A 24,608-nucleotide genomic window follows, 5' to 3' on the forward strand; every position below is an offset into this window, starting at 1 on the left:
TTTTATTTACATTTTATTCCTCTCTTATTAAGCTCTGTTTCGGCTAGATGAGCATGATATTCCTTTCTCCAATTATCAAATGCTTCTCTCTCTGCTTTTGTTAATCCTCCTCCTTTTTTCTTTCCAAATGGATGTTGTCCGGGATTGGTATGCGGCTTGTCATGGTGTTTAGCTGGCATTCCAACTATTGGACCATCAGGGTTTTGTTTATAATGATGTAAAACTATAGTGTTTCCTTGTTTGTCTTTAGGAGAAAGCCCCCAACCGCTTTTTGTATTAGCATAATATAACTTCTGTAATTCTTTATCAGATAAATGACTTATGTCGGTATATCCATTCACTTGTAATGTTGTTCCTGCACTATCTGTAAAATTAACAAAACTTGAAGGATTTGAACTCAGCCCAAAAGGATCAATCCAACTATTACTATCATAAACATAAGCATAAAAATTCGGATTATCCCCAGCTAATCCAATAGGGTCTTGCGATAAATACAGCCCAGTTTCAGAAGAATAATAACGATGTCTGTTGTAATATAGTCCCGTCTCCACATCCTCATATTGGCCCAACTGTCTAAAAGGAATAAAGTTTCTATCGCCTTTTAAATCTTTTAAGCTTCCATAAAGATCATAATCGGTTTCCCAAACCAGTTCGCCTGTTTCTGAATAGGCCTGTATTGGCCTTCCAATATAATCGTTTATTATACCATATTTTTCTTCACCAATAATCTTAGCGCTTGGTACAAAAGAACCTCCTTCATAAATCCAGGTTATAAGATTCTCAACGGGTTCAGTTTTGTCATATACTAAATCATCGTCTTGGATAACAAGTTGAGGTCTGTTTTTTAGATCGTATTTCCATTCGTGAATAAGAACGTTACCATCCCAAACATAACGATTTATTTTTTGGTTTGCAATTTTTACCGTACGTCTTCCCAGTGCATCGTATTCAAAACGTACAACTTCACCATCAGGATTAGTTACACTCTCAAGCATGCCGTTGGCCAGCCAGGTATAAGTGGTATCTCCGTACTGCCATTGCTCGTGTTCTTGCTGTAATTTTAGTTTTTCTTCTTTATTAACTGCAAGTTTGTCAATCCAACTGGTGGACTCCTCAAAAACGAGTGCCTTGGTAATATCACGGGTACTTTTGTGTACTAGATTCCCGATTTCGTCGTATTTGTAAAAGTACTTTTCATCCTGCAGCAGTTTGCCGCCTTTGCCATATTTACGGTCACTTTGGTCCTGCGTTTTGTATAAATTACCTACCGCATCCGGGGTTTTATAGAGTTCTTCGTTCCCATTGTAACTCTTAGCCAGATTGCCAAAGTCATCATAATCAAAATAGATCATGCCACCGGTAAGCTGATTGACTTTACTGCGGAGCTGCTGGTTGGTATCCCAGTTGTAATAACGCGATCCGGTACGTTTGCCGTTTGCAAAAACTTCCTGCTCTTTTTGTTTACCGCTGCTGTTGTAGCTGGTTTTGATGTACAATCCTCCTGTGGCAAGTCGCTCTATTTCGCGTCCTAATTCGTCTCGTTTCAGCGTAGTTTCCCAAGCCTGATGCTGTTCTTTAAGCTCCTTGCTTTGAGCTTCTATACGCTCCAATTGCCCTTTTTGGTTGTAATGAGTGCTAATGTTGGCGCCAAGATTGGTACTGATATGAGTACGTTGTCCTAATTCGTTATAAGTAGATGTAAGTGTTATGCTATTTTCGTTGGCGTCTAGCTGTTGTTTTTGCGTTTCCTCTATGATACGTCCCATTTCATCTCGTTCAAAACAAATACTTACGTTTTGATTGACGGCTTCTATGAGCAATCCATTTTTATTATAAGTATAGGTTTCCCAGGTGCCATCGTGATAATCGGCTCTGGTGATGCGTCCTAGTGCATCTTGCTCGTAGTCAGTAAATTTTCCGCCTCCGTGGTCTATTCTGGTTACTTCACCAGCCAGGTTACGATTGTATTTTTTTACGATACCATCAAAAGCAGTTTCCCGCATGATGTATCCGGCCTTGTCTCGGCTAAAACTATAACTTTCGTTGTCCTCATTTTTTATACTGCTAAGCTGCTCCATTTTGTCGTAGTTAAAACGGACTTTTACACCGTTTTGCTCTCTGGTAGCCAGACTTCCCAATGGGGTATAACTAAATTTGATATCGTTTTTTTTGTCTTTTAAGGCAATTACTTCATCATAGTTATTGTACGCAAATTCAATAATATTACTGTCTTTCTCTACAATTTGCTGCACTCTGTCGAGTGCATCATAGGTAAAGTAGTCCGCCATTTGCATTGGGTTATAAACCGCCCGTACACGACTGCGGTGGTCGTATTCCCATGATTTGAGTTTTTGCTCATTCTCTCTCCATTCGATGAGGTTGTATTGCTGATCATACACCAGTTCAAGCTCGTTATTATTTTTGGCAACACTCAAAAGTAGTCCGTTTTCATAATAAGCAAAATGGGTACTGGTTTTGTCCGGTGCAATTATGGTTTTAAGCTGATGTGGCTTTTGATCTTTGTACAGGTAAATGGTTTTGTTGCCTTCCGGATCGATGGCAATCGAAGGACGATTTTCATCGTCGTAGATCATGATTTCTTCGGTACCATCCGGGTAAACAGTTCCTGTTTTATTTCCTCTGTCGTCATAATTAAAGCCCAAAATACGTCCTTCGGGATCAATTTCCCGATAGAGTTCCATAAATTCGGTATAATCATAAAATGTGCTGTTCCCCATCGGGTCTTTTATCTGAGTCACAAGCTGGTTAGGCTCATAATAATAAGTGGTTACAGCTCCGTTGGCATCGGTTACGATGTTATAGCCTTCTTCGGTGTGGTATTCGATCCAGCCTTCCTGCCAGCCGCCTTCACCCAAGGTGTGAATACATTTGTTTTGGGTATCGTACTCCCAATAGAAAGTTTGTCCGTTACGGTCGGTTTTCTCGACCATAAGATGGTCTTGGTAGGTGATGCGGGTTGGTACTCCCAATGCATCAATAATGGCAACCATATTATAATGCTCATCATATTCATAAGCAACCAAAAGCTCGTCCTGTTCGGGAGCAGCAAGTTCGAGTTTTTGAATAAATCCGTCTTTGGTACTAACTTTAATGGTTCTGCCTGCCGAATCGATGATTCTGTTCAGGCTGTATCCTTTAAATTCAAAAACGGTGGTCAATCCATCAGGATTTGTTATTTGAGTGAGCTGGTATTTTTTGCCGTCAAAAAGGGTAAAATCGTAAAAGAGTTTGCTTTTATGATCGTAAGCCTGGTAACCATCGGGAGTTCTTTTGAGGGTTGTTTTTTCCTGACGAAGGTAAAATTCTTCCTCAGGCAGCAGCGTTGGAAAAGCAACCACCCTGCCATCGTCCATACGAAGCCCTAAAGCATCTTCTTCTGGGTATAATTCTACGGCTCTGTCGTATACACTATGCACACCATGTCCAAGCCAGCCTACATACTGAGAATCTGAATACCAGTTACGTCCCCAGTTAAGAGGTATAGGACTTGTAATATCAAAATCACTGCCTTCATAAAAAACGGCTCCGTTTATTAGATTTATAGGCTCGAAACCTGCTTTACACAACAATCTGCTGAGTTGGTTGGGGCCTATAGCGCCTTTAAGGAATTTATTGAATGCTTTTTTGCCTATTTTCATTAAGGTACTAAAACCTATACTGGCGGCCAGTCCGGTAAGCATCCCACCCCAATCGGGCGGATAAGGACCTCCAACCATGACCGGTTTCCCGGTAGGAATAGGCAAGGAAAATGAAGTTGGAGCAAAAAGGGTTGGGGCAAACGGTATCATTTTCTTCCCTACTTTCGTTTTCCCCAGAGACATCGAGAGGGGAATCCCAATATCATTACAAGTCATTAACATATGACCTTTGGGACTCATTCGGGTGCTGTCTGAGAATACGGTTTGAGAAGCAAAAAAGTTCATGCTTTCGTGGCCAATAATAGGAGTCATTAACCAGGGTGGTGTAAAAAGCGGAATGTGTACCAATGGAATGATAATACCACTAGTGTCTGAATTTCCTCGTTTAAAACCATTTACATGCACACTGGTGCCTAAAAATGGAACATAATCAAAAGGGTCAATGACAATACCTATGTAAGGATGAAACGGATTGAAAGGGGGTAAGGTGGTAAAATGGATGTCTATTCCCACCACAATGGTCAAATGGTTATCGGTTAATAACATAATTTAGTAGATGTTGATTAAGTGGTATTCCTTTGGTTATTTGATATTGGATTGTCTTTATTCTAAAATGTTTGTCACTCTATATGATAATTGCTTTTTTTTATGAATGTTTTACTTTACTTTTTCTCTTGTAGGAAGAAGAAGCGTATTGAAATACAGTTATGAACGAAAATACAACAGTAATTTGAATAAGTCAATAAATTTGTAAGATTTGTTAGAAAAAATAACGTTTATATTACACAATATCAACAGTTAAGATTCTCGAGTGATTGTGAGCCATTGTTTCGTATACTGATTTTACAGGGGATGCAGGGGATATGCAAATAAGAAATAGAGACCAGGTTAAAGGGGAAATTAGATTTGTAGCTTCGATCAAGTGTTGGTAAATGCTATTCTTATTCCGGTTTTTAAATATTGTTTTCTTTTCGATGTCTCAGATTTAGCATTAAAAATTCTACAGGGATGGTTATAGTAATGATAAATAGCGGCTTATGATTCTGTTTTTTTAAGTAGTAATTTTAACAAGGACTTTAAAATTAAAAACTGAATTCGTATATTGTTCTGCTAAAATCAAATATGCCAGGCATATACATTTTAAAAAATACCTGCTTTCAAACGTTTTTCAGTTCATTTTAATAGAAATCATTTAGATTATGAAAAAATCATTAATGCTCTGCATTGCATTCTTAACTCTTACAGCGTGCTCAAAACATCAAAAGGAAAAAAACATTGCTATCACCGGAATAGATTCCACATTGCGACCTGGTAATGATTTTTTTAAATATGTAAATGGTAAGTGGTACGATTCTGTATCAATACCTGCATCTCAGGCCGGAGTTGGTGTTTATATGTTTATGAATTATCCACAACGAATGCGATTGCAAGGGATATTGGACAGTATTTCGCAAAGCAAGAACCCAGAAGGAAGCATCGCACAAAAAGTAGGAGATTTTTATGCATCCGGTATGGATACTGTAACCATTGACAAACGTGGTTATACGCCTATCAAACCCCTGCTTGCCAAAATTGAAGCCATTAGCGATTTACCGTCCTTGATGAACTTTGTGGTGAACGAAGTAAAAGTTGGCAATTCGTCTATTATAGCTTTTGGAGTGTCAACCGATGATAAAAACAGCAGTATGAATATTGCTCAAATTTATCAAACGGGTATCGGTTTGCCTGATAGGGACTATTATTTCAAATCGGATTCATCGACTATTGCGATACAGGAATCGTATAAAAAATACCTTACTACGTTATTTCAACAAACCGGTAGCGATGCCAATGAGGCCAAAAAGAATGCTAATTTGGTTTACGACATAGACAAACAACTTGCTGTTGCGCATAAAACAAAAGTGGAGCTTCGTGATGTGCAGGCCAATTATAATAAAATAGCGGTAACAGATCTTGTAAAAAGACATCCTAACATTGGCTGGACTGCTTTCTTAAATACTTTAGGCGCTAAAACCGATTTCATTAATGTCGGTCAGCCTGCTTATTATGATGCCCTTAATAAGCTTTTAAAATCCATCCCTATTAATAATTGGAAAATTTACCTAAAAGCAAATTCTTTAGAAAGATATGCCGATGATTTAAGTAAACCTTTTGTAGATGCTTCATTTGAATATACCAAAGTGCTTTCGGGTCAGGCTGTTCAAAAATCACGTGGCGAAAAAATGGCGAGTGTACTTGACGCTTACTTAGGCGAAGCGCTGGGCGAATTGTACGTAAAGAAATATTTTTCGGAAGAGGCTAAAAAACGCATGTTGATCCTCGTGAATAATCTGCAAAAAGCCTATGCCGTAAGAATTGATAAATTGGAATGGATGAGTCCTGTTACAAAGCAAAAAGCAAAAGAAAAATTGGCAGCCATGACTAAGAAAATAGGATATCCGGATAAATGGAGAGATTATAGCAAGGTGCGTATTTCCAGAGACGCCTATTTTGAAAATATGGTTTCGGCCGCTACAGCTGCCTATCAATTTCAATTAGCAAAATTAGGCAAGCCAGTCGATAAATCAGAATGGTATACGACAGTTCCAACCGTTACGGCTTATAATAACCCTACTGCAAATGAAATTGTTTTTCCTGCGGGTATTTTACAACCTCCGTATTTTGATAATAATGCAGATGATGCACTTAATTATGGAGGTATCGGAATGGTGATTGGTCACGAAATAACCCATACTTTTGATGATCAGGGTGCTCAATATGACAAGGATGGTAACTTGAAAAATTGGTGGACAAAAGAAGATTATGCACAGTTTAAATCAAGAATACAACAGGTGATCAATTTGTACAGCACCTATACGGTTTTGGGTGATCTGCACATTAATGGTGCCATGACCGTTGGCGAAAATACGGCAGATATTGCAGGATTAGCAGTTGCTTATGATGCTTTTAAAATGACCGAACAAGGAAAAGGAAATACAAAGATAGACGGCTATACTCCAGATCAGCGTTTCTTTATTTCTTTAGCCAAAATATGGAGAGTAAAAATGAAAGACGAGTTCCTGCGTTTGTGGATTAATAATAACCCACATTCTCCACCAATTTGGCGTGTGAATGGTACTTTAATGAATACTACACCTTTTTATGAGGCCTTTAATGTACAACCCGGAGATAAAATGTTTTTACCGAAGAAAGACAGAATAACAATTTGGTAATACACTTGTTCTCTGAAGTGTCCCTATAAAAAAATGCGCAAAGATCTCTGTGAACTTTGCGCATTTTTTTTGGTTTTTTAGAAATTGTAAATTTTATAAAAGGCTCCTAACTTTTTATGATTTAGCTTAAAAGGAAAAAACTCCAGATTTCTCAGGAGCTTTATTTTTGATATTTTTTAGAAATGATTATTTCTTAATTTAATATTTCCACATAGGAATAAGAATTAAAGATAAAGTTATCCGGACTAAAAGCCTTAATTTCAAAGATAAAAAACATCTCATAGAAATGTCTTTTTTGTCAGATATTATACTCAAATTAGAAAGGGATATCAAGCTTATATCCTTTGCCGCGTACAACGACAATTTTGATGTTCGGATCATTTTCCAGTTTTTTTCTAAGTTTTGATATGAACATATCCAGACTACGGCCCACAATAACGCCTTCATCTTCCCATATCTCTTTTTGCAGTCGGCTTCTTTCTATGGTCTTGTTGGGTGACAATGCAAAAATGAGCAATACACGGGTTTCTGTAACAGTCAGGTCTATTGTCTTTTCATTGATGATAAGCTTGCGATCATTTGCATTGAACAATACTGAGCCCAAAGTGAATGTAGTAGCGTGTCGACTTTCGGGTAAATGTTTTCGAGGTTTAACTGATTTCAAAAAAATAAATCCAACAAATGCTAAAAATGAAAGTCCCCCGAGAAGATATCCGTTTTTTGCTGTAATAATACCTGTTGGTTTAAACTTAATGTTAATCCTGTAACATGTTTTGGGCTGTTTTCTTCCGATACAAGCTACAATATCATCTTTCTTATTTTTTGAGATAGCGTATCCATAAGTTACGCTACCATTGTCACAATTAAGAACATTAACAATATAATTACTTGAGCCGGGAGCTTTGTCCAAAAAACGACTGGTAATATTTAGTAGAGAATCTGGCTGAAAAGTAAAGTCATTCTCAAAATTGATTTGATATTCATTTTCGGCAATCTTTTTTACAGGAAGTACCCTTGATGTACTATCACCCGACTGTAAAAGTAGTTCGTGACCGATCTTGCGGAGTAAAACTTCTCTTCTGGAAATATCAAAATCATTACCATCTCCCATATCCAAAGCCACACAGATTACAGAGATAGACAAGAATACTATTAGTGTAAACAGGTATCTGCGTTTTCCATAAAGAAGTTTTTGGCTATTAAGCATATTGTCAATGTTTTATTTACAAAGTTTACATTTTTATTTACAATTTAAATCTATTAAACCGGAAAATGTCAAAGTAATTTAGCCGTATAAACTTTAAAGAGAGATATAACTATGTTATTAATTAAACCAAAAAGAACATGAAAAAAATCATTTATGCGCTGATCTTATCGCTGGTTGTGGTAAGCGGACTGGTATTTGCAAATCGTGAAAATAAAAGTGAAACTTCTAAAAAATTAACTCAAAAACCAATCTCTATTACTGAGAGGAAAATTGCATTGAATAAATGGAAGGCTACGCCGGATGGTACTGTGTACAAAAAATGGGAAGAGTCTCCGGCAGGTAAAAAAGTGTATGCCAGTGAAACTAAAATAAGGAAGTCCATTTATGATTATACCAAAATGGATGGAATTATAACCTCGCTTTCTCTTCCACCTGACTCAAAATTAGGTTTCGGGGTAATGGTAAGGATTAAAGGGGATGATTATATACTTAGTTTTGGGCCAGAAAACTTTAATGACGATGGATTTTGGCAATTACATGGTCTAAAAGTTAACGACAGAATAATTATAAAAAGCCATAGCGTATCGCATACTCCTAAGTATTCTTACCCAATAATATCGGGTGATTATGTAGAACGAGATGGCAGGATAATTTATAAACGTAAACTTCCTAAAGACGGTTGCTAGTAAATAAATTACGAAAGACATTCAAAATTTACGCTTTGTTGTGACTTTTTTATTTAAGAAACAAAAGCTTCAGATTTCTCTGAAGCTTTGTCTTAGTAGTTCGCCGCGGCGAAGACTCGAACCTGTGTCCGCGGCGGCGGATATGAGTCCATCTGTTTTCGTTTTGAAATAAAAAAAACACCAGCTTTTTCAAGTGGTGTTTTATCTAGTAGCGGGAAGCATTCAAATATCTAACGAGTTTTTTGAAGATGATTATAGGATTATTTGATTTACGATGAAAAAAAATATAATACTTATAATATATATCTTAATTTGGGTAAATTTGTGTGGTTTTGTCACATATATAAAATAGATTAGGGATAATTCACTGAAAATTGGGAGAATTTAAGTTAATTAAAATAAAAATTCATGAATAAAAAACAGTGGGAAAATTTATACAACATTCTAAGTCGAACCCATTCGGATTTCTTGTCTGCTTATCTAGCATATAGAAATGGAAAAAACAAAAAAAATCGTGACAATGCCGAAAGACAAGTTGATAATGTAATAAGTCTTGCGAGTTATCATATTAGAGCAAATTGGGAAGTTTTTGAACTTTTAACTGGAGGAGAAAACAGTACTGGGTTTGGAAGAGCAATTATTTACGATGAGTTTTTACTACCAAGATACTTTGGTGATGACATGCGAGAATTGTTAAATGCAATGCAAATGAAAATTGAAAGCTTCGAGGAGTAAACGGACTACTATTAACAGCCTACTACAATGAATTTGGGTAATTGGCTTAAAGAAAAGTTGGTTTTGTAATTGGAATAATTTGGCAATTGCGAAAATAGGACTTAATTTAGTTCAAAACCCGCTGTAATACCAGAACGTTGACGGTAATTTTGCCACGAAAGAAACTTAACAATTAATAGAAATGATAGATTGGTATAGACGAAAAACTTGGACGAAAATTGACGAAGAAGAATTCTTTGCAAAACTGGGACGAGCAAGAAAAGATGGACGAGCTCAATATTTAAAAATACAAGCCATTGAATTAGTTTACACCAACGACAAAAAACTATTGGCCATTGCTGAAACTTTGCTCAATAAAATGCTGGCGGAATATCCAAACGACAATTTTAATAAAGGTTCTGCTTTGCACGCTCTTGGCAATATTTACCAACAACTCAATGACTATAAAATTGCAATTGACTACTATAAGCAAGCACTTGATTTTGAACAAATTTATCCCAATGTTAAAACACAAGCATACTTAGATTATTCAGAGCTGATTATCAAAACCAACAACATAGAAAAATTTGATGATGTTGAAAACATATTACTTGAACGATATTCAGGACTTTTGTTTCCGATAGTGAAATATAAAGTGAATTCTATTTTATCAATAGTAAATAAACATAACAATAGACAAGATAAAGCGAAGCATTATGCAGAGCTAGCAGAACAAAATGCAAACGCTGAAATTTCAGGACTGAGATACCATAAAACACTTGGTGTGGTAACTGAAAGAGTAGATTGGCTAGACCAAAATTCTAGAAAGTAAATAAAAACTACCGCTAACAGGTGCTACAACGGATTTGGGCAATTGGCTTAATGGCAAGTTGGTTTTGTAATTGGGATGATTTGGCAAATCCAAGAATAGAGCTTAACTTAGGTCTAAACTTGCTGTAGTGCCAGAGCGTTACCTGCTATTTTTTCAGAATCAAGAATGTAACCTGGTTCTCCGAAGTGTTTACATGAAAAGCTTCGGCAATGTTTACTGCTTCCCGAAGAAGTTTTTAGAAAGCAGTGAATGTCTCCCAACTTCGCACTCCCTTTTTGCCTTGATTGCTTATTTCAGGGTGAGAGATATAAAACAAAAAGCAGCACTTAAAAATATTAAAGTGCTGCTTTTTTATTTTTAAGTTTCGATTGAAAATTGATTTATTAGAGGGTTTTGTTTGAAAGAGATTTGAAAAGAAAGAATCCCAAAAGATATTATTTTGTCAGAATCTTTTTGGAATTCGTCTTTGAATAAAGTAAAATCGGTACTTTAGCAAACTGTTAATATGGTTTGTTTTTGGTTAAAATTTTGACAATCATTTATTTAAATGTAGTTTGTTGCCTTTTTTGTTATAAAAAAAATACTTTTTATTCTATTAGAGTTGTATTGTGTATTTTTTTTAAGGGATAGGCTTATTAATTTGAATCAGAGTATAAAACGACTAATGAAATTAATTAAAAACCGATAATTTATGAAGAAACTTTACTTATTATTAGCCTTGTTGCTATTTGCAATGCAGCACCTGTCTGCTCAAATTGTAGAAACATTCGAAAATCAGACCAATGAGGCGACTAGTTTTACAAGTGCAGGCAAAACATTTGACTTAAGCAGTAGCTATCGTGTTTTTAAGGTGGTTCAATTTGACAATTTGGGAAATAATAATTCAAATAAGTTTATTCACGTAGAAGACGCTATCTCTACCGAATCTTTCGGACAAAGCGGCACTATTTCTGCTTCCAAAACCGATTTTAAAGTAAATAGCTTGTGGATATATGTAACCGGTGTTCATACTTTTTATCCTGGTGCTACTAGTGATGGTTTATCAGGGGCGATCACATTTGTTGGAAAATTTAAAGGAGTTACAAAGTTTACTGTGACAAAGAATACGACTGGGGGTAATATCGGAGATGCTTCACCTCATAAAGGTTTTTTTCTAGTCGATTTTGATACCGAAGGAGGCGTGGATAATAGTATTTTTATTATAGATACGCTTGAAATTAAATTAAGTAACAATTATGATTACTTTTCTATAGATGATTTTAATTTTGCAAATGGTATAGAGGCACCTACTGTAATTACAACAACAGCTAAAAATACTGGATCGCTTAAAGCTGATATGGGAGGGGATGTAACGGCTGATGGTGGTGATGCAAATATTGAAAGAGGAATCGTGTGGTCAACATCAGTAGTAAATCCGACCATTTCGGATACTAAATTCCCAATAGGTACCGGTACTGGAGTTTTTAGTGATGTAGTTTCCGGATTTCCACCCTTAAGTCTCATTTATTACAGGGCATATGCAAAAAACAGTGGAGGAATTAATTATGGGGCTGTTTACTCCTTTACTACAACAGCGACCTTTGGGGTTTCTGCAGCTACATCAACTAATGTTTCTTGTGCCGGCAGAGCTAATGGTTCCTCTTCGGTAAGTGTATCCGGAGGCAGGACACCCTATTCTTATCTGTGGACGCCATTGGGTGGAAATGAATCTTCGGCTACCGGGTTGATGCCCGGCAATTACAAAGTAGTGGTTACTGATGCTGAAGGGACGCAAATAGTACAAAACTTTGTAATAAGTGAACCGACGGGACTCGATTTAGGAAAAGGAATACAGAAAAATGTGTTTTGTTTTGGAGATGCTGATGGTGAAGCCGGAGTTAGTGTGACTGGAGGTACTCCGCCGTACAGTTATTCTTGGTTGCCGTCTGGAGGAAATGAGGCCACTGCTACTGGTTTAACAGCAGGAACTTATACTGTAACGGTAACCGATAGCCATTTTTGTCAAGCGACTAAAATATTTAATATATTACAGCCGATAGCCGGTATGACAGCTTCGATTGAAAGTAAGCCAGCTACTGCTTGTGGTACAGAATCTGATGGATGGGTTACCGTAAAAGTTGCTAACGGGACACCTCCTTATACTTATTTATGGGAGACATCAGGAGGAGTCACTGCTACAGAAACGGGTTTAAGCCCTGGAACATATAGTGTGATTATAACCGATTTAAACGGATGCACTTTGAAAGAAACAGCAGTTATATTATTGAGTTCGGATACAACAGCTCCTATACCTAATGTAGCGGATCTCCCAACAATCACAAGTTATTGTGCTATTCAGTCTTCGGAGATTATAATTCCGACGGCAACAGACAACTGCGCTGGAAATATTAACGCGACAACTACCAGTTTGTTAAACTACAACGCTGTTGGCAGTTATATCATTACATGGATTTATAATGATGGTAATGGAAATAGTGCGACACAAAATCAAACGGTTAATGTTGTTGCTTCTCCTCTGGATTTGGTAATGTTTAATGATGCTACTTATACTTTTGATGGAGGTTTTCATGCTAATCAGGTGGTTGGACTTCCTGATGGGGCTAAAGTAGTTTATTCAATTTCACCGGAAACAGGGAGTCTTAATAGTGCCAAAAATGTGGGAATATATACTATTACCGCTGTGGTATCCCCGACGGCAGGAACTAATTGTTCTCCAATTATGCTAACAGCGAAACTTATTATTGATAAGGCAAAAGCTTTGCAACGAATTACTTTTGACAGTTTACCGGTTAAAAGTCTTGGAGCAAATAATAACTTCACTTTAGAGGCTGTTTCGGACTCTGGTTTACCAATTCGCTATTCTTTTGTCTATACATCTTCTCAGCCACCAGCAAATGTTTCAGCATCAGGTTTAGTAAGCATGCTCAGGTCGGGTCAGGTAGTAATAACAGCACATCAGGATGGTGATAGTGATTATTTACCTGCTGCAGCCGTTTCTCAAACTCTGTTAATACAAAACAATAACGCAGATATTGCAAAACTCGCGATTGGTAATTTGGTTTACAATAATCCTTCACAAAAGAACACTTATTTTACAGAATGTGAAGCAGAAAATAGCCTTACTGTTTCTGTGGTAAATGAATCAAACGCAACTATTAGCCCTTCGTCAAGTTTTACTATTCAGTTGTCAAGACCAGGAATTTATAATCAGGATATCAAGGTAGTCTCAGAAGATGGAACTGTTGTTAAAATATATACTCTTGAAGTGTTAAAGACTTTTGATTTTTTTGATATTGTCCGTCAGAAATTTAATAGTACCCTTCTGGTAAATAATAACCCTCAAACAAATGGAGGATATGAGTTTGTGGCCTACGAATGGTTTAAAAATGGTAAGTCTGTAGGGACAGATCAATATTATTTGGCGGGGGAGAGTGTAAATAGTACATCTGATACAATTGCTGATTATATGGTGAAAATGACAACTAAAGAAGGGAAAGTGTTGCAGACTTGTACAGCTAAGATTGTATTGCAGAATTCAGCTGGTGCGCGAGTTTATCCAAATCCGGCTGAAGCCGGAAAGATGGTAACGGTTGAAGTTGACTATCCTGTAGAGGAGCTGGAGAATATGCAGATAAGTTTATACACAGTATCTGGTCAATTGGTCAAAACAATAAAATCATCAACAGTAAAAACTGAAATTCAATTACCTTCTGCTACAGAGAGTAATATGTATCTTGTGCTTATTGAAACTGCTAATACCAAAAAAACACTGAAAGTAATTGTAAATAAATAAAATCTGCCAGTGTTTCTTCAAAGATTACACTGGCATAAAATAATCTTAAGATGAAAAAGTGTATAATAAACTATATAACTTTAATAGCAGTGATTATACTAGTTTTAGGTGCTGTCCTAAGAAGCTATGGTCAGGATAAAAAACAGGAGTTTTCAATTTCTGTTGGTTGTCCATCATCTTTTCTGAGTTATCAGGCTGCAGGTGAAGTGGTAGAAGGAAACGGATTTAGTGCCAGTCTGCGATATGCTTACTATTTGAGTGAAACTTTAAGTGTCGGGATAGGTGCGGAATATCAAACTTACAATTCAGATTTTAAATCTCCATTTCTTTCAGGACAGTATACAACTACTGACTATGAAAAAGAGTCTTTTCAATTCAGATACAGGGCAACAAATATTAGAGAAGAGCAAAAGTTAAGGTATGTAAATATTCCAATACAAATTCAATTTGAGACTCCCGGAACGACCCAATTGTATCTGGCGGCTGGAGCAAAAATAGGCTTCGAGATCAATGGGAGCTATCAGTCGACTATACAAAATCTGAGAACAAGTGGTTATTATCCGCAATACAATGTTGAATTGTTTGAGCCTGCCTTTGCCGGATTTGCTAGTACCAATAATGTGGAAACGAGAAAACAGGATCTTAAAACTGAAGTTTCCTATTCTGCTACTTTTGAAACCGGAGTTAAACAAAAAATGGGCAAAAAAAGTGCCATCTATATAGGTGCCTATCTGGATTATGGATTGAAAAATATTTTTGATAAAAACACGGGGAGCTATCTGGTACAATACAATGCAGAGCTACCTGTTCAATCAAAGCATAATTCTATATTAGATTCTCCATTTGCTAATGACGTGAGATTAGTTTCTCTTGGGCTTAAACTACGATTTGCAATTCGTTAGCGGTTGAATATTGTATGGGTAGTTGCTAAAAGATGTTAAAAGTAGAGGCTGACCCGCTTCGCGAAGAGTTTCCCATGAAAAGTTGCGCAAATGTCTCTGACTTTGCGTAATTTTTTTTATATAATTTTAAATACGAAACATCTCAAAGTCTCGTGACTTTTTTCGTTCCTATCTTAAATAAAAAAAAACACCACTTGTTATAAGGGGTGTTTTTTACTTAGTAGTTCGCCGCGGCGAAGACTCGAACCTTTGTCCGCCGCGGCGGATATGAGTCCGCCAGTTTTCGTTTTGAAATAAAAAAAAAACACCAGCTTTTTCAAGTGGTGTTTTCTTAGTAGCGGGAACAGGACTCGAACCTGTGACCTTCGGGTTATGAGCCCGACGAGCTGCCTACTGCTCTATCCCGCGATGTTTCGGGTGCAAAGATACACAGTAAATACGGTTATACAAAGGAATTTCGGAATTATTTTTAAATATGTGGCTTTTAATTTTAAGTTACTGGTTTTTAGTTATTTGTGTTTTGTGTTGAAGCGGCTTAGATGTTGTACTTCAGTAATTCGGCGTATGGATCGCCTTTTAAGCCTAATAAAAAAGCAAAAGCGGGCTCGGTTTTGTAGCCGTTTTGTTTGAGTTTGATGATCTCTAATCGGAAATTTTCGCCTTTTGATTGCAAAATTTGATATTCTATGACCATGTGTCGATACGCATTCTGCTCTATGGTTGGAATGTTTTGCCCAAAGATCTCAATTTCAAAAGCGCCTATTTTAAAATTCACAATAATAGATTCTTTGCGATCGATTATCGCTTCCCGGATGGTATAATTGTCTTTACTTCCGAAGGCGGCGTTGAGTTTTTCGATAAATTCAGTTTTGTTTTTCCAGTAACAGATAATATCCAGATCACTGTTTTCAATATCGATAGCAATTGGGATCGTGCCTGCCAAAATTGGATCAAACGCAACAAGATCATCCAAAATCTTATGTTGAGTCAGGATTTTGTGGGCCTCAATTTGTTTGTGATTTCCGTTTTTTAGATAGTCGATAGTGGTAAAATCAATCATTACTATAATCCGTTTCTTCTTTAATTTCAGCTTTGAGTCTTTTGTTGATGTCGATTTTGGCATTTGTGAAAACAAAAATAGTGGCTCCGGACTCTCTTGCATATTTATTAGTGATTTCGCCTGCAATACGGGAAGACTCAAAGAAAGGACTGGTTTCCTTAAGTTCATCCGTTCTTTCCCAAGAGTTTTTAATTCGGATGACGTTTTTGTAGGGCACATCAAGAACAAACCAATTGAGGTAATCGGCATTAAAAGACACCGCTTTGATTCCTTTTTTAGAGTAATAGTTTATGGCTCCGGCCTGTCCGTAATTATCGCAAAGTACCAGAGTTGTTTCGGGATTTGGAATTAACGCATAAACAGAGTCTGTTTTGCGGGCGAGTTCTTTCCAACCCAACATATCGGCAAAATCCTGTGGCAGCGCATGCTCTTTTCCATCTTCCCATTTCAACATTCCCATTTTTCGATATTTCTCCGGATTTTTTATGATATACTCCGGACTTTTATTTGGGAAAGCGAAGTCGTACATGGGGATAAAAAGTAATAATGGGATGATGATGAAAACGGGTTTCAGATAACGTTTCCAGCCTGTTTGCAGTGCCTGAGAAAGAAAAACAGCTCCAAAAGCGATATATACAGGATACAGACCAATGGCATAGTAAGCTTTGGCTTTGAAATACAGAAAAACAATCAGTGTAAAAATGATCGAAGCAAAAAAGAATCTGTATTTTTCGAAAGGTTTGTAGAAAAGCAAGGCATACAAAGCAGCAAGAAGTACAAAGAAAGAACCGATAAAAAATAACAATTGCTTTTTCAAAAATTCCATTCGATCCACATTAACAAGCTGTGTTTCGGCCAGTTCCTTCATATGATGCACAATAGGGAAGTGGTTGTTGTATTGCCATAAAAGATTAGGTAAAATCAGTACAAGTCCTAAAATCAGTGCCCAATAGAGTTTTTTCTCTGCGAATATTTTTCTTTGATTGGAGAGTAAAAGAGCAGGTAAGAGGCCAATAAGGAGAAACAGTATGTTGTATTTATTCAGAAAACCGAAGGCAAAAACGACAGCGCCAATGTAAAACCATTTTTTGTTTTCGGTCGTAATGTATTGAATGATCACATAATAAAAAGAAGTCCAGCATAAGATGTCTAGCGAATTGGGCTGGTACAGGATATTGATTCGCAATAACGATGAAAACAAAACGCAGGTTGCACCTAAAATCAGGGCGTATACATTTCCTTTCAAAGTTTCAATAGTTTTCCAGACCACCACAAGTGTCAAAGCGCCAAAAAGCGCCGGGAAAAACTTGACCCAGAAAACGGAATTTCCAAGTAAAAGAATCAGATAAGAAATCCATGAAGTCACCGGAGGAACGGATAAATAGCCCCATGCCAAATGATGTGCCTGATCAAGATGCAGGTATTCGTCGCGTTGCAAATCATATTCAGGACTTATTAAGAGATATTGCAGTATAAATTTTAAGGCGATAAACCCGAGTAAAATGGCAGTTTTTTTGGTCATGGTAGTTTTTGGTTTTTTAAGCGGTAATTTTCTGGTCGGATATTTTTTGTAATCGTTTAAATTTAAAGCTAATATAAGTTTATTTTAGATGGAGGACAAAGGGTGATTTTTGAAATTTGGCGTAAATGCAAAAAAGCTCCAGAGAAATCTGAAGCTTTGTATGAAATTCAAAAGATGGTTAGTTGGCTCTGCTTCTTTCTTCCTCATTTCCAAAATCTCTTTGTTTTGCTTTGATGTTTTGATTCCCGAATTTATAACTCAGCGAAATTCGGAACCCTCTGCTGTCACTATAGCTTTTTACATTGGTCTTAATGTCGTTTGAACTATAGGAAATTAGCGGTTTTTGCGCATTTAGTAAGTCTTCGCCAATGAAGGTAACAGAAAGATTTTTGTTGAAAGTGAGCAGTTTCACCGAAATATCAAGAATATGCAAAGTCGAAATATTAAAAATTTGGTAACGTCCAGGCAGTTGTAAACCATAATTTAAACCCAGAAATAGTGTTTTGTTGCTGTTGATCGTAAAATCGTTATTGCTGTAAAGGTATCCGTTATAACCATCGATTGACTGAATAAAAGCGGTTTTTGATTTTACATTTTGATAGTTTAAATTGAATCCGGTGAAGCTGTTCCACCACGACCATTTGTTGAAATTGTATGAGGTAGAAAGACCGATCTGATAGGTATTGGCATAGTTTAAAGGCGTGTTTCTCGTAACATTTGTATTCGGATCAATGATCGATAATTCCTGTCCAAAATCTGAAACCTGAGAGAAATAAACAGAACTTACCCATTTTTGATTTCGGATAAACGAAAACTCAAAATTATCAATCAGTGAAGGTTTCAAATAAGGATTTCCTTCAGCATAAAAGTAAGGGCTCGTTTTAACTACAAAAGGATTTAAATAATCAAAATCAGGTCTGCGGATTCTTCGACTGTAGTTTAACGAGAAAGAATTATTTTCATTAGGAACATACGTCAGATAGGCCGTTGGAAATAATTTTACATAATGGTTGGTGTTGGTTTGATTCAGATTTTCAGAATATCCTTTGGTTTGTGTCGCTTCGATGCGTAAGCCAATTTGAGTCTCCCATTTTGAGTTTATTTTTTTACTTCCCGAAAAATACAAGGCCTGATTGTACTCTTTATAATTAAAAACATTCGATTGATTGGTGTTAAAAACCGGCGTTCCGGTTTCGTGATCGTATACAACCAGATTGTTGTTTGTATTGGTATGGAAAGTTTTCGCTCCAAAACTAAGGTTTGCCCAGTCGTACGGTAAAGTGAAATCAATATTGGCCGAGTAATTTCGGATGCTATTGACATTGGAATTGGTGGAAGAGAAAAATCCGCCGGGGATCTTATTTTTACTGCCGTCTAATTCATTTCCGGAGAAGAAACGAGAATCACTTTTGTTATAATCAAAATAGTCCAGATCCATTGAAATGTTTTTTCCTAAGCTGTCGATTGCAACCGAATTATGGAAGTTTACTGCATTCATCTTTGGATTATTTTCGCCATTGGCATTCGAAGTAATATAAGAATCTACCATTCCGCTCGCAGTGTTGTATCGGGTTGTAAATGGGTTGTTTGCGTTCACTTTGTCTGTAAAACTGCCCATATATTTGAGTCCGGTACTCCATTTGTCGGTAACTTTATAGTCAAAACCAAGACCTAAGCTCAGTACATCTGTGGTCGATTTGTTTTTAACTTCTTGTTTCCAGGTCTCATTGGTATAAAAAATAGAGCTTTCAGAAGAAGTCAGTAATTTTTGTTTCCCTTTGCTTACAGTAGCCTGTACCGAAAGTTTATCGTGATTGTACGTAAAAAGTCCGTTAACGTTGCCACCTGCGTATGTTTTCTGGGTGTAGGATGTTCCAATATTGGCATTCCACGAATTGGCTTTTGCCGTTTTCAGTTTAATATTAATCAGACCGCTATTACCTTCTGCGTCATATTTTGCCGGAGGAGTGGTAATCACTTCAATACTTTTAATATTATCCGCCGGAATTGATTTAAGAAATGCTGCCAAATCTTCCTGAGGCATTCTTTGCAAACGATCGTCGATCATCACCAAAATTTCACCTTTACCTACAATCGAAATCGCTTCATTTTGAACCCTAACAGTAGGTGTTGCTTTTAAGGCGTCTAAAGCCGTTCCTCCAGTAGCGGTTACCGAATTTTCGACATTAAAAACAAGTCGATCCACCTTTTGCTCGATCAGTTTTTTTCTCGATTTCAAAGTAACCCCGTCCAGCTGTACCGATTCTTTAATTTCAATCGTACCTAGATTGGTATTCTGGTCTATGGTGATTTCACGGTTCATAAATTCAGTACCAAATTGCTCGAGTAGTAAGCGGTAATTTCCTTTTGGAGCTTTCAGTACAAAATTCCCCAAACTGTCAGTTGAAGCCTGAGCAGCTAAAGTTTTTTGTTGGTTTAATAAACCGCTGATTACAAATTCAACGGCTCGCTTATTTTGATTGATCACTTTTCCTTTAACTTCATATTCCTGACCAAAAGAATACGTTTGATATAAAAAGGCAAGTACTAAAAGGCTAATATTTTTCATGGTTTTAGATTAATTACACTGCAAAACTGCACTGAAAAGAGGCCGAAAACTACTTTTATCGACAAACCCCTCTGATTAATCTACAAACCCGGCTTTGGACTTTTTGATGAATGTATATCTTTGAAAAAAAAACGAAAAATGTATAAAGGAACATTATCAAAAAGAGTAGAAGTGTTTGTTCACATCATATATTGGCTTTTGATGGGGTATTTCACCTTTGTTAAAAATCTGATACAGGCAAAAGTTTACATTCCTGATTTGTTTCTTTCAACGTATATGCTGGTGTTTGTAATGACCTTTTACTTTCATTATTTTGTAGTAATGAAATTGGTTTTCAAATCGTTTCAATGGAAACGGTTTTTTGCGGGAGTAATCGTTTCTTACTTGTTTTTTACAGCTTCAAGATGGCTGTTGGAGCAGGAGATAAGCGATGTTTTGTTTCATCGAATCAATTACACCAATCCAACTTTCTTTAAGTATATGGAGGATAATCTGCATTACAGCAGTATGCCTGTTATTTTAAGTTCGCTGCTTTGGTTTGTCATTTATTTTATCCGTTTGCTCGAGTACAATCAGCATATTCTCGAAGAAAATAAAAACACCGAAATCAAATTTCTGAAGGCACAGATCAATCCGCATTTTATATTTAATACGTTGAACAACATTTACTCAATGGTTTATTTTCAGTCCGATAAATCGTTGGCAGCCATTGAAAAACTAAGTCAGATCATGCGTTTTACGACTTATGAATCGCAAAAAGAAAAGATAAAACTGGCCGATGAAATCGATTATATAAAAGCGTATATCGAGCTGGAACAATTGAGGCATCAGGAAAGTGCTTTTATTGATTTCAGAATTGAAACTGAAAATAGTTCCGAAGAAATTCCGCCTTATATTTTGTCTCCGTTGATTGAAAATGCTCTGAAACACGGGATTACTTCTAACGAAAAACCGATTGTAATTGAGCTGCGGTTAGCCGATAAAAAGCTTCATTTTAAAGTGACAAATGATATCGCCATACAAAAGAAGGACAAACTGGGAGGCATTGGATTGAGTAATTTAAGAAAGAGGCTGGAAATTCATTATCCACAAAAACACCAAATTAAAGTAGTAAATCAAAACAATCAGTTTACAGCTGAACTCGAAATAGAATTAAAATGAAGAAAATAAATTGTATCATCTTAGACGACGAACCTTTTGCAGTAAAACTAATGGCAGATTATGCTTCTAAAGTGCCGCGATTAAACGTTTTGTATGCCGATTCAGATGTTTTTAAAGCCATCGAAATACTGAACAATGAAGTGGTTGATTTGGTGTTTATCGACATTCAAATGCCGCAGTTAACCGGAATTGAATTGATGCAAATGTTCAATCAGAAACATAATTTTATCATTACCTCTGCCTATCCCGATTATGCGTTGGATGTTTTTCAGTTTCATGTTATAGATTATCTACTCAAACCAATCGTTTTCAATCGTTTTTATCAAGGTGTTGAGAAGTTTATCCGCTGGCAGGAAACCTTTCAAAACCAGCAAACCGAAGATTTTTTATTTGTAAAAGCCGACAGGAAACACCATAAAATAGCAACCGAAAATATTCTTTATATCGAAGGGCTTAAAGATTACATTCGGATTCATACAAAAGGGGAAAAAATTATGGTTTTGGAAAACATGAAAGACATTCTTGAAAAACTTCCGGTAAATCAATTTGTTCGTATTCACCGATCGTATATAATTCCAAAAAATAAAATAAAAGTTATCGATGGAAATCAGATACAACTCACCAGCGGAGAACAGCTTCCGGTGGGCGAAACCTATCGAAAATTAGTCAGCGACTGGTTAAGTTAGCCGTTAAAAAAAGAGGTACAGCTTACATCATTTTGCCTTCTTTGGCATATTCTTTTTTAATGCCTTGCAGCAGGTGATTCAGTTTAATGTTTTCGTTTTGATCTTCTAATGTTTTGAGGCAGGCATATTGAATAATGTTTACAATATTGGCACCGGTGATTTCGTATTTTTTTGAAATTTCATGAAGGTTTACATCCTCAGCAATTTTAATTCCTTTGGGCAGATTGTTCTCCCAAAGCTGTAAACGTTCCTGAGAAGAAGGCACTTCAAATTCGATGATAGACTGAAATCTTCGGGTAAAGGCGGTATCAATATTGGTTTTAAAATTGGAAGCGAGAATCACCAGTCCGGGATGATTTTCGATACGCTGCAGCAAGTACGACACTTCCTGATTGGCATATTTATCGTGCGCATCCCTCACATTGGTTCTTTTTCCGAAAACAGCATCGGCTTCATCAAAAAAGAGGATCCAGTCTTTATCTGCTGCTTTGTCAAAAAGAGAAGACAGGTTTTTTTCGGTTTCGCCTATGTATTTCGAAATCACCATCGACAAATCAATACGGTACACATCCCGTTGCGTATATTTTCCAAGAAGCGAAGCCGTAAGTGTTTTTCCGGTTCCGGGTGAACCATAAAACATCACCCTGAAACCGGGTTTGATTTTAGCTTTCATATCCCATTCGTGCAGCAGTATTTCGTTGAATTTGAGCCAGGTTTCGATCTCTTTAATCTGATTTAAAGTAGAAGAATTGAGCACCAAATCATCCCAGTCTAAATCTGTTTCAATTAATTGTGCCGGGAAGACGCTGCTAAGCTGAGGTTTTAGAATTTTTCCGGTGATGAATTTTTCGATGTATTCGTCTTCAAGAATCAGTAAACCGCTCAGTTTAGGCTCGCCATTTGGAACAGATTCTACTTTGACGATTCTCTTTTGATACAAAAAAGACTGATTGTGCAGGTAATTATAAAACGAGATTCGGCTGTCCAGATCATTTCCCCCCAATAAAAACTGGGCTGTTTCTCCTGTTGGTAAAATCCCGCGATGGTTCTTTGTTTTCATTCCGCCAAACTCGGGCAATTCTCCTCCGTTAGGCAAATACTCGGCAATGATCGAGCTTAGGAAATCAGGATGAACGTGCGGAACAAGTGCCAATGCCAGTAGTAAAATATCGGTTTCAGAAAGATGGTTTTCAATGATGAATTCACTCACAAAAGAAGTCGTTTCGAGTTGAGAAAAGACGGGTTTTGGGGTGGGGTTTGGCGCCTGAAAAAGAGCATCAAGCTGAAATTGAAATTGGGTTTTGAGAAACTGAAGTATGAGTTGCATGGTCTTTTGGTTTTGACTATTGTTATTGAAATTACAATCCGGCTTTATTTTTTAAGTTTTAAGAAAATTGACTACGTCAAGAGTAGGAAAACAGTGTTCGATTCCCTTTAAAATATCCTGATACAAGGGATTTTCTTTAGAGTATTCGTCAATAAATAAGTTTTGCCATCCGCTAATCCCTCCGCAGCTGTATAGTTTTTCGATGAAGGTCTCAAAAGAAAGTTTTATTTTTTGAGGCTCAAAAGAGGAAGAAATAAAATAAAGACTAATTTTTTCATTTTCGACTGTGAAAACAGTATCTCCGGCCTCTTCAATGATCAAAGGATAAAATTTACTCAGCTTTTCTTCAAAACTTTTATCCGCTTTAACGAACTTAAAATAGTTGTTGTCCCAAATTCGTTCCTGAGCATGAAGAGCTCCTCCAAAAATGGTTTCAATGGGCAGCATTTGAAAATTAGCAAAGTAGGCATCAGATTTCCAGTGCACTTCCAGGCCGTTTCTTCGATAATGATACCAAACAAAATTAGCGTTTAGTTTCTCTTTTAGTGCGATTTCGGCTCTTCTGATTTCAAGGTTGGAGCATCCAAGGTTTTCTTTGTTGATTATAATTTGGTGCTTCTCCGGGATTTTAAATGGAGCGCCTCCAATAGAGGGCAACAATTTTGTTTGGGTAGCTGCATCATTATAAAATGATTCCAGTATTTCAGGTTTCAACTTGGTGCTGACTAAGTAATAAAAAAAATCGTTAGTGTATTTCGTATAGTTACTGAAAACCTCCTTTGAGATGTAGTTTTGCCAATGGTAAAGCCCGCCTGTCTTAATGCCTAAATTCAGGTAAGATTCTAAAGTACAATTTAAGGTAACTTCGCTAAAATCGGGACTCATTCGTATGATTTCATAGTTCTCTTTTACCGGTTTTAGGAAAGTTACAAACTTGTTAATGCTGTCGACATCAAATGGAATATATCCTTTTTGAATGTAGCCTGAATATTCCTTAAGGTCCGTCTTTTCTACTTTGGTCAGATACTCTGACAAGGTTTCTAATTTGGGAATATTAATTTTTCCAAAACATAAAATTTCCACATCTGAAAACCAGGATATAAAAAGCCCATTCGCCGTTTGGTAAAAGGATAACAAAGCGTCGTTTAGTTTTAATTCTGTCCCCAGTTTTTTTAATTTACTGCTGGCTAGTGGAGGGGTTAGCCTTATAGTATGCGTGTGATTTTTCTTTAGCATCAAAGCTGAGAGTTCTTTTATTTCAGAGAGTATATTTTCCAT

Annotated in this window: 15 protein-coding genes and 1 tRNA gene; 8 read left to right on the plus strand and 8 right to left on the minus strand. The window is 36.7% G+C overall.

What is annotated here, in order from left to right:
• Positions 1-2 precede the first annotated feature (2 nt).
• Positions 3-4,205 (minus strand): RHS repeat-associated core domain-containing protein, encoded by a 4,203-nt coding sequence (locus OLM61_RS11990; RefSeq protein ID WP_264522918.1) that lies wholly within the window; start codon positions 4,203-4,205, stop codon positions 3-5.
• 653 nt (positions 4,206-4,858) lie between these two features.
• Here OLM61_RS11990 and OLM61_RS11995 point away from each other — a divergent pair.
• The gene (locus tag OLM61_RS11995) at positions 4,859-6,871 is read left to right on the plus strand and encodes a M13 family metallopeptidase (RefSeq protein WP_264522919.1); all 2,013 of its coding nucleotides are present in this window, start codon (positions 4,859-4,861) and stop codon (positions 6,869-6,871) included.
• A gap of 316 nt (positions 6,872-7,187) precedes the next feature.
• On the opposite strand, the gene OLM61_RS12000 is transcribed toward OLM61_RS11995, so the two are convergent.
• On the minus strand, positions 7,188-8,078 hold the full coding sequence (locus OLM61_RS12000) for a winged helix-turn-helix domain-containing protein (RefSeq protein WP_264522920.1): 891 nt from the start codon (positions 8,076-8,078) through the stop codon (positions 7,188-7,190).
• Between the two features lie 137 nt (positions 8,079-8,215).
• Between OLM61_RS12000 and OLM61_RS12005 the strand changes: the two genes are divergently transcribed.
• From OLM61_RS12005 to OLM61_RS12025, 5 genes are all read left to right on the plus strand, one after another.
• Positions 8,216-8,764 (plus strand): hypothetical protein, encoded by a 549-nt coding sequence (locus tag OLM61_RS12005; protein WP_264522921.1) that lies wholly within the window; start codon positions 8,216-8,218, stop codon positions 8,762-8,764.
• A gap of 408 nt (positions 8,765-9,172) precedes the next feature.
• A complete protein-coding gene (locus OLM61_RS12010) occupies positions 9,173-9,499 on the plus strand; it encodes a hypothetical protein (RefSeq protein ID WP_264522922.1) in 327 nt (108 codons plus the stop codon).
• Between the two features lie 181 nt (positions 9,500-9,680).
• Positions 9,681-10,310: a tetratricopeptide repeat protein gene (locus tag OLM61_RS12015; RefSeq protein ID WP_264522923.1), complete on the plus strand. Its 630-nt coding sequence runs from the start codon at positions 9,681-9,683 to the stop codon at positions 10,308-10,310.
• 691 nt (positions 10,311-11,001) lie between these two features.
• A complete protein-coding gene (locus OLM61_RS12020) occupies positions 11,002-14,103 on the plus strand; it encodes a T9SS type A sorting domain-containing protein (RefSeq protein WP_264522924.1) in 3,102 nt (1,033 codons plus the stop codon).
• 50 nt (positions 14,104-14,153) lie between these two features.
• Positions 14,154-15,005, plus strand: coding sequence for an outer membrane beta-barrel protein (locus tag OLM61_RS12025; RefSeq protein ID WP_264522925.1), 852 nt, complete (start codon positions 14,154-14,156; stop codon positions 15,003-15,005).
• A gap of 335 nt (positions 15,006-15,340) precedes the next feature.
• Here the strand turns inward: OLM61_RS12025 and OLM61_RS12030 are convergent.
• From OLM61_RS12030 to OLM61_RS12045, 4 genes are all read right to left on the minus strand, one after another.
• Positions 15,341-15,413: transfer RNA gene (locus OLM61_RS12030), tRNA-Met, on the minus strand.
• Positions 15,414-15,540: 127 nt separating this feature from the next.
• Entirely contained in the window at positions 15,541-16,065 is a 525-nt protein-coding gene (locus tag OLM61_RS12035; RefSeq protein WP_264522926.1) for a DUF4269 domain-containing protein, read from the minus strand.
• Positions 16,058-17,587: an ArnT family glycosyltransferase gene (locus OLM61_RS12040; protein WP_264522927.1), complete on the minus strand. Its 1,530-nt coding sequence runs from the start codon at positions 17,585-17,587 to the stop codon at positions 16,058-16,060. Before OLM61_RS12040 ends, OLM61_RS12035 begins: the two co-directional genes overlap by 8 nt.
• Before the next feature lie 178 nt (positions 17,588-17,765).
• Positions 17,766-20,156 carry an outer membrane beta-barrel family protein gene (locus OLM61_RS12045; RefSeq protein ID WP_264522928.1) on the minus strand — a complete coding sequence of 797 codons (2,391 nt, stop codon included), beginning with the start codon at positions 20,154-20,156 and terminating at the stop codon, positions 17,766-17,768.
• 138 nt (positions 20,157-20,294) lie between these two features.
• Here OLM61_RS12045 and OLM61_RS12050 point away from each other — a divergent pair, with 138 nt between their 5' ends.
• The gene (locus OLM61_RS12050) at positions 20,295-21,317 is read left to right on the plus strand and encodes a sensor histidine kinase (protein WP_264522929.1); all 1,023 of its coding nucleotides are present in this window, start codon (positions 20,295-20,297) and stop codon (positions 21,315-21,317) included.
• The gene (locus OLM61_RS12055; protein WP_264522930.1) at positions 21,314-22,003 is read left to right on the plus strand and encodes a LytR/AlgR family response regulator transcription factor; all 690 of its coding nucleotides are present in this window, start codon (positions 21,314-21,316) and stop codon (positions 22,001-22,003) included. The genes OLM61_RS12050 and OLM61_RS12055 overlap by 4 nt, the downstream gene beginning before the upstream one ends.
• A 22-nt stretch (positions 22,004-22,025) precedes the next feature.
• Here the strand turns inward: OLM61_RS12055 and OLM61_RS12060 are convergent, their stop codons facing one another.
• Positions 22,026-23,330 (minus strand): ATP-binding protein, encoded by a 1,305-nt coding sequence (locus OLM61_RS12060; protein ID WP_264522931.1) that lies wholly within the window; start codon positions 23,328-23,330, stop codon positions 22,026-22,028.
• 51 nt (positions 23,331-23,381) lie between these two features.
• The gene (locus OLM61_RS12065; protein ID WP_264522932.1) at positions 23,382-24,608 is read right to left on the minus strand and encodes a hypothetical protein; all 1,227 of its coding nucleotides are present in this window, start codon (positions 24,606-24,608) and stop codon (positions 23,382-23,384) included.

The organism is Flavobacterium sp. N502536, from assembly GCF_025947345.1.
Taxonomy (GTDB): Bacteria; Bacteroidota; Bacteroidia; order Flavobacteriales; family Flavobacteriaceae; genus Flavobacterium.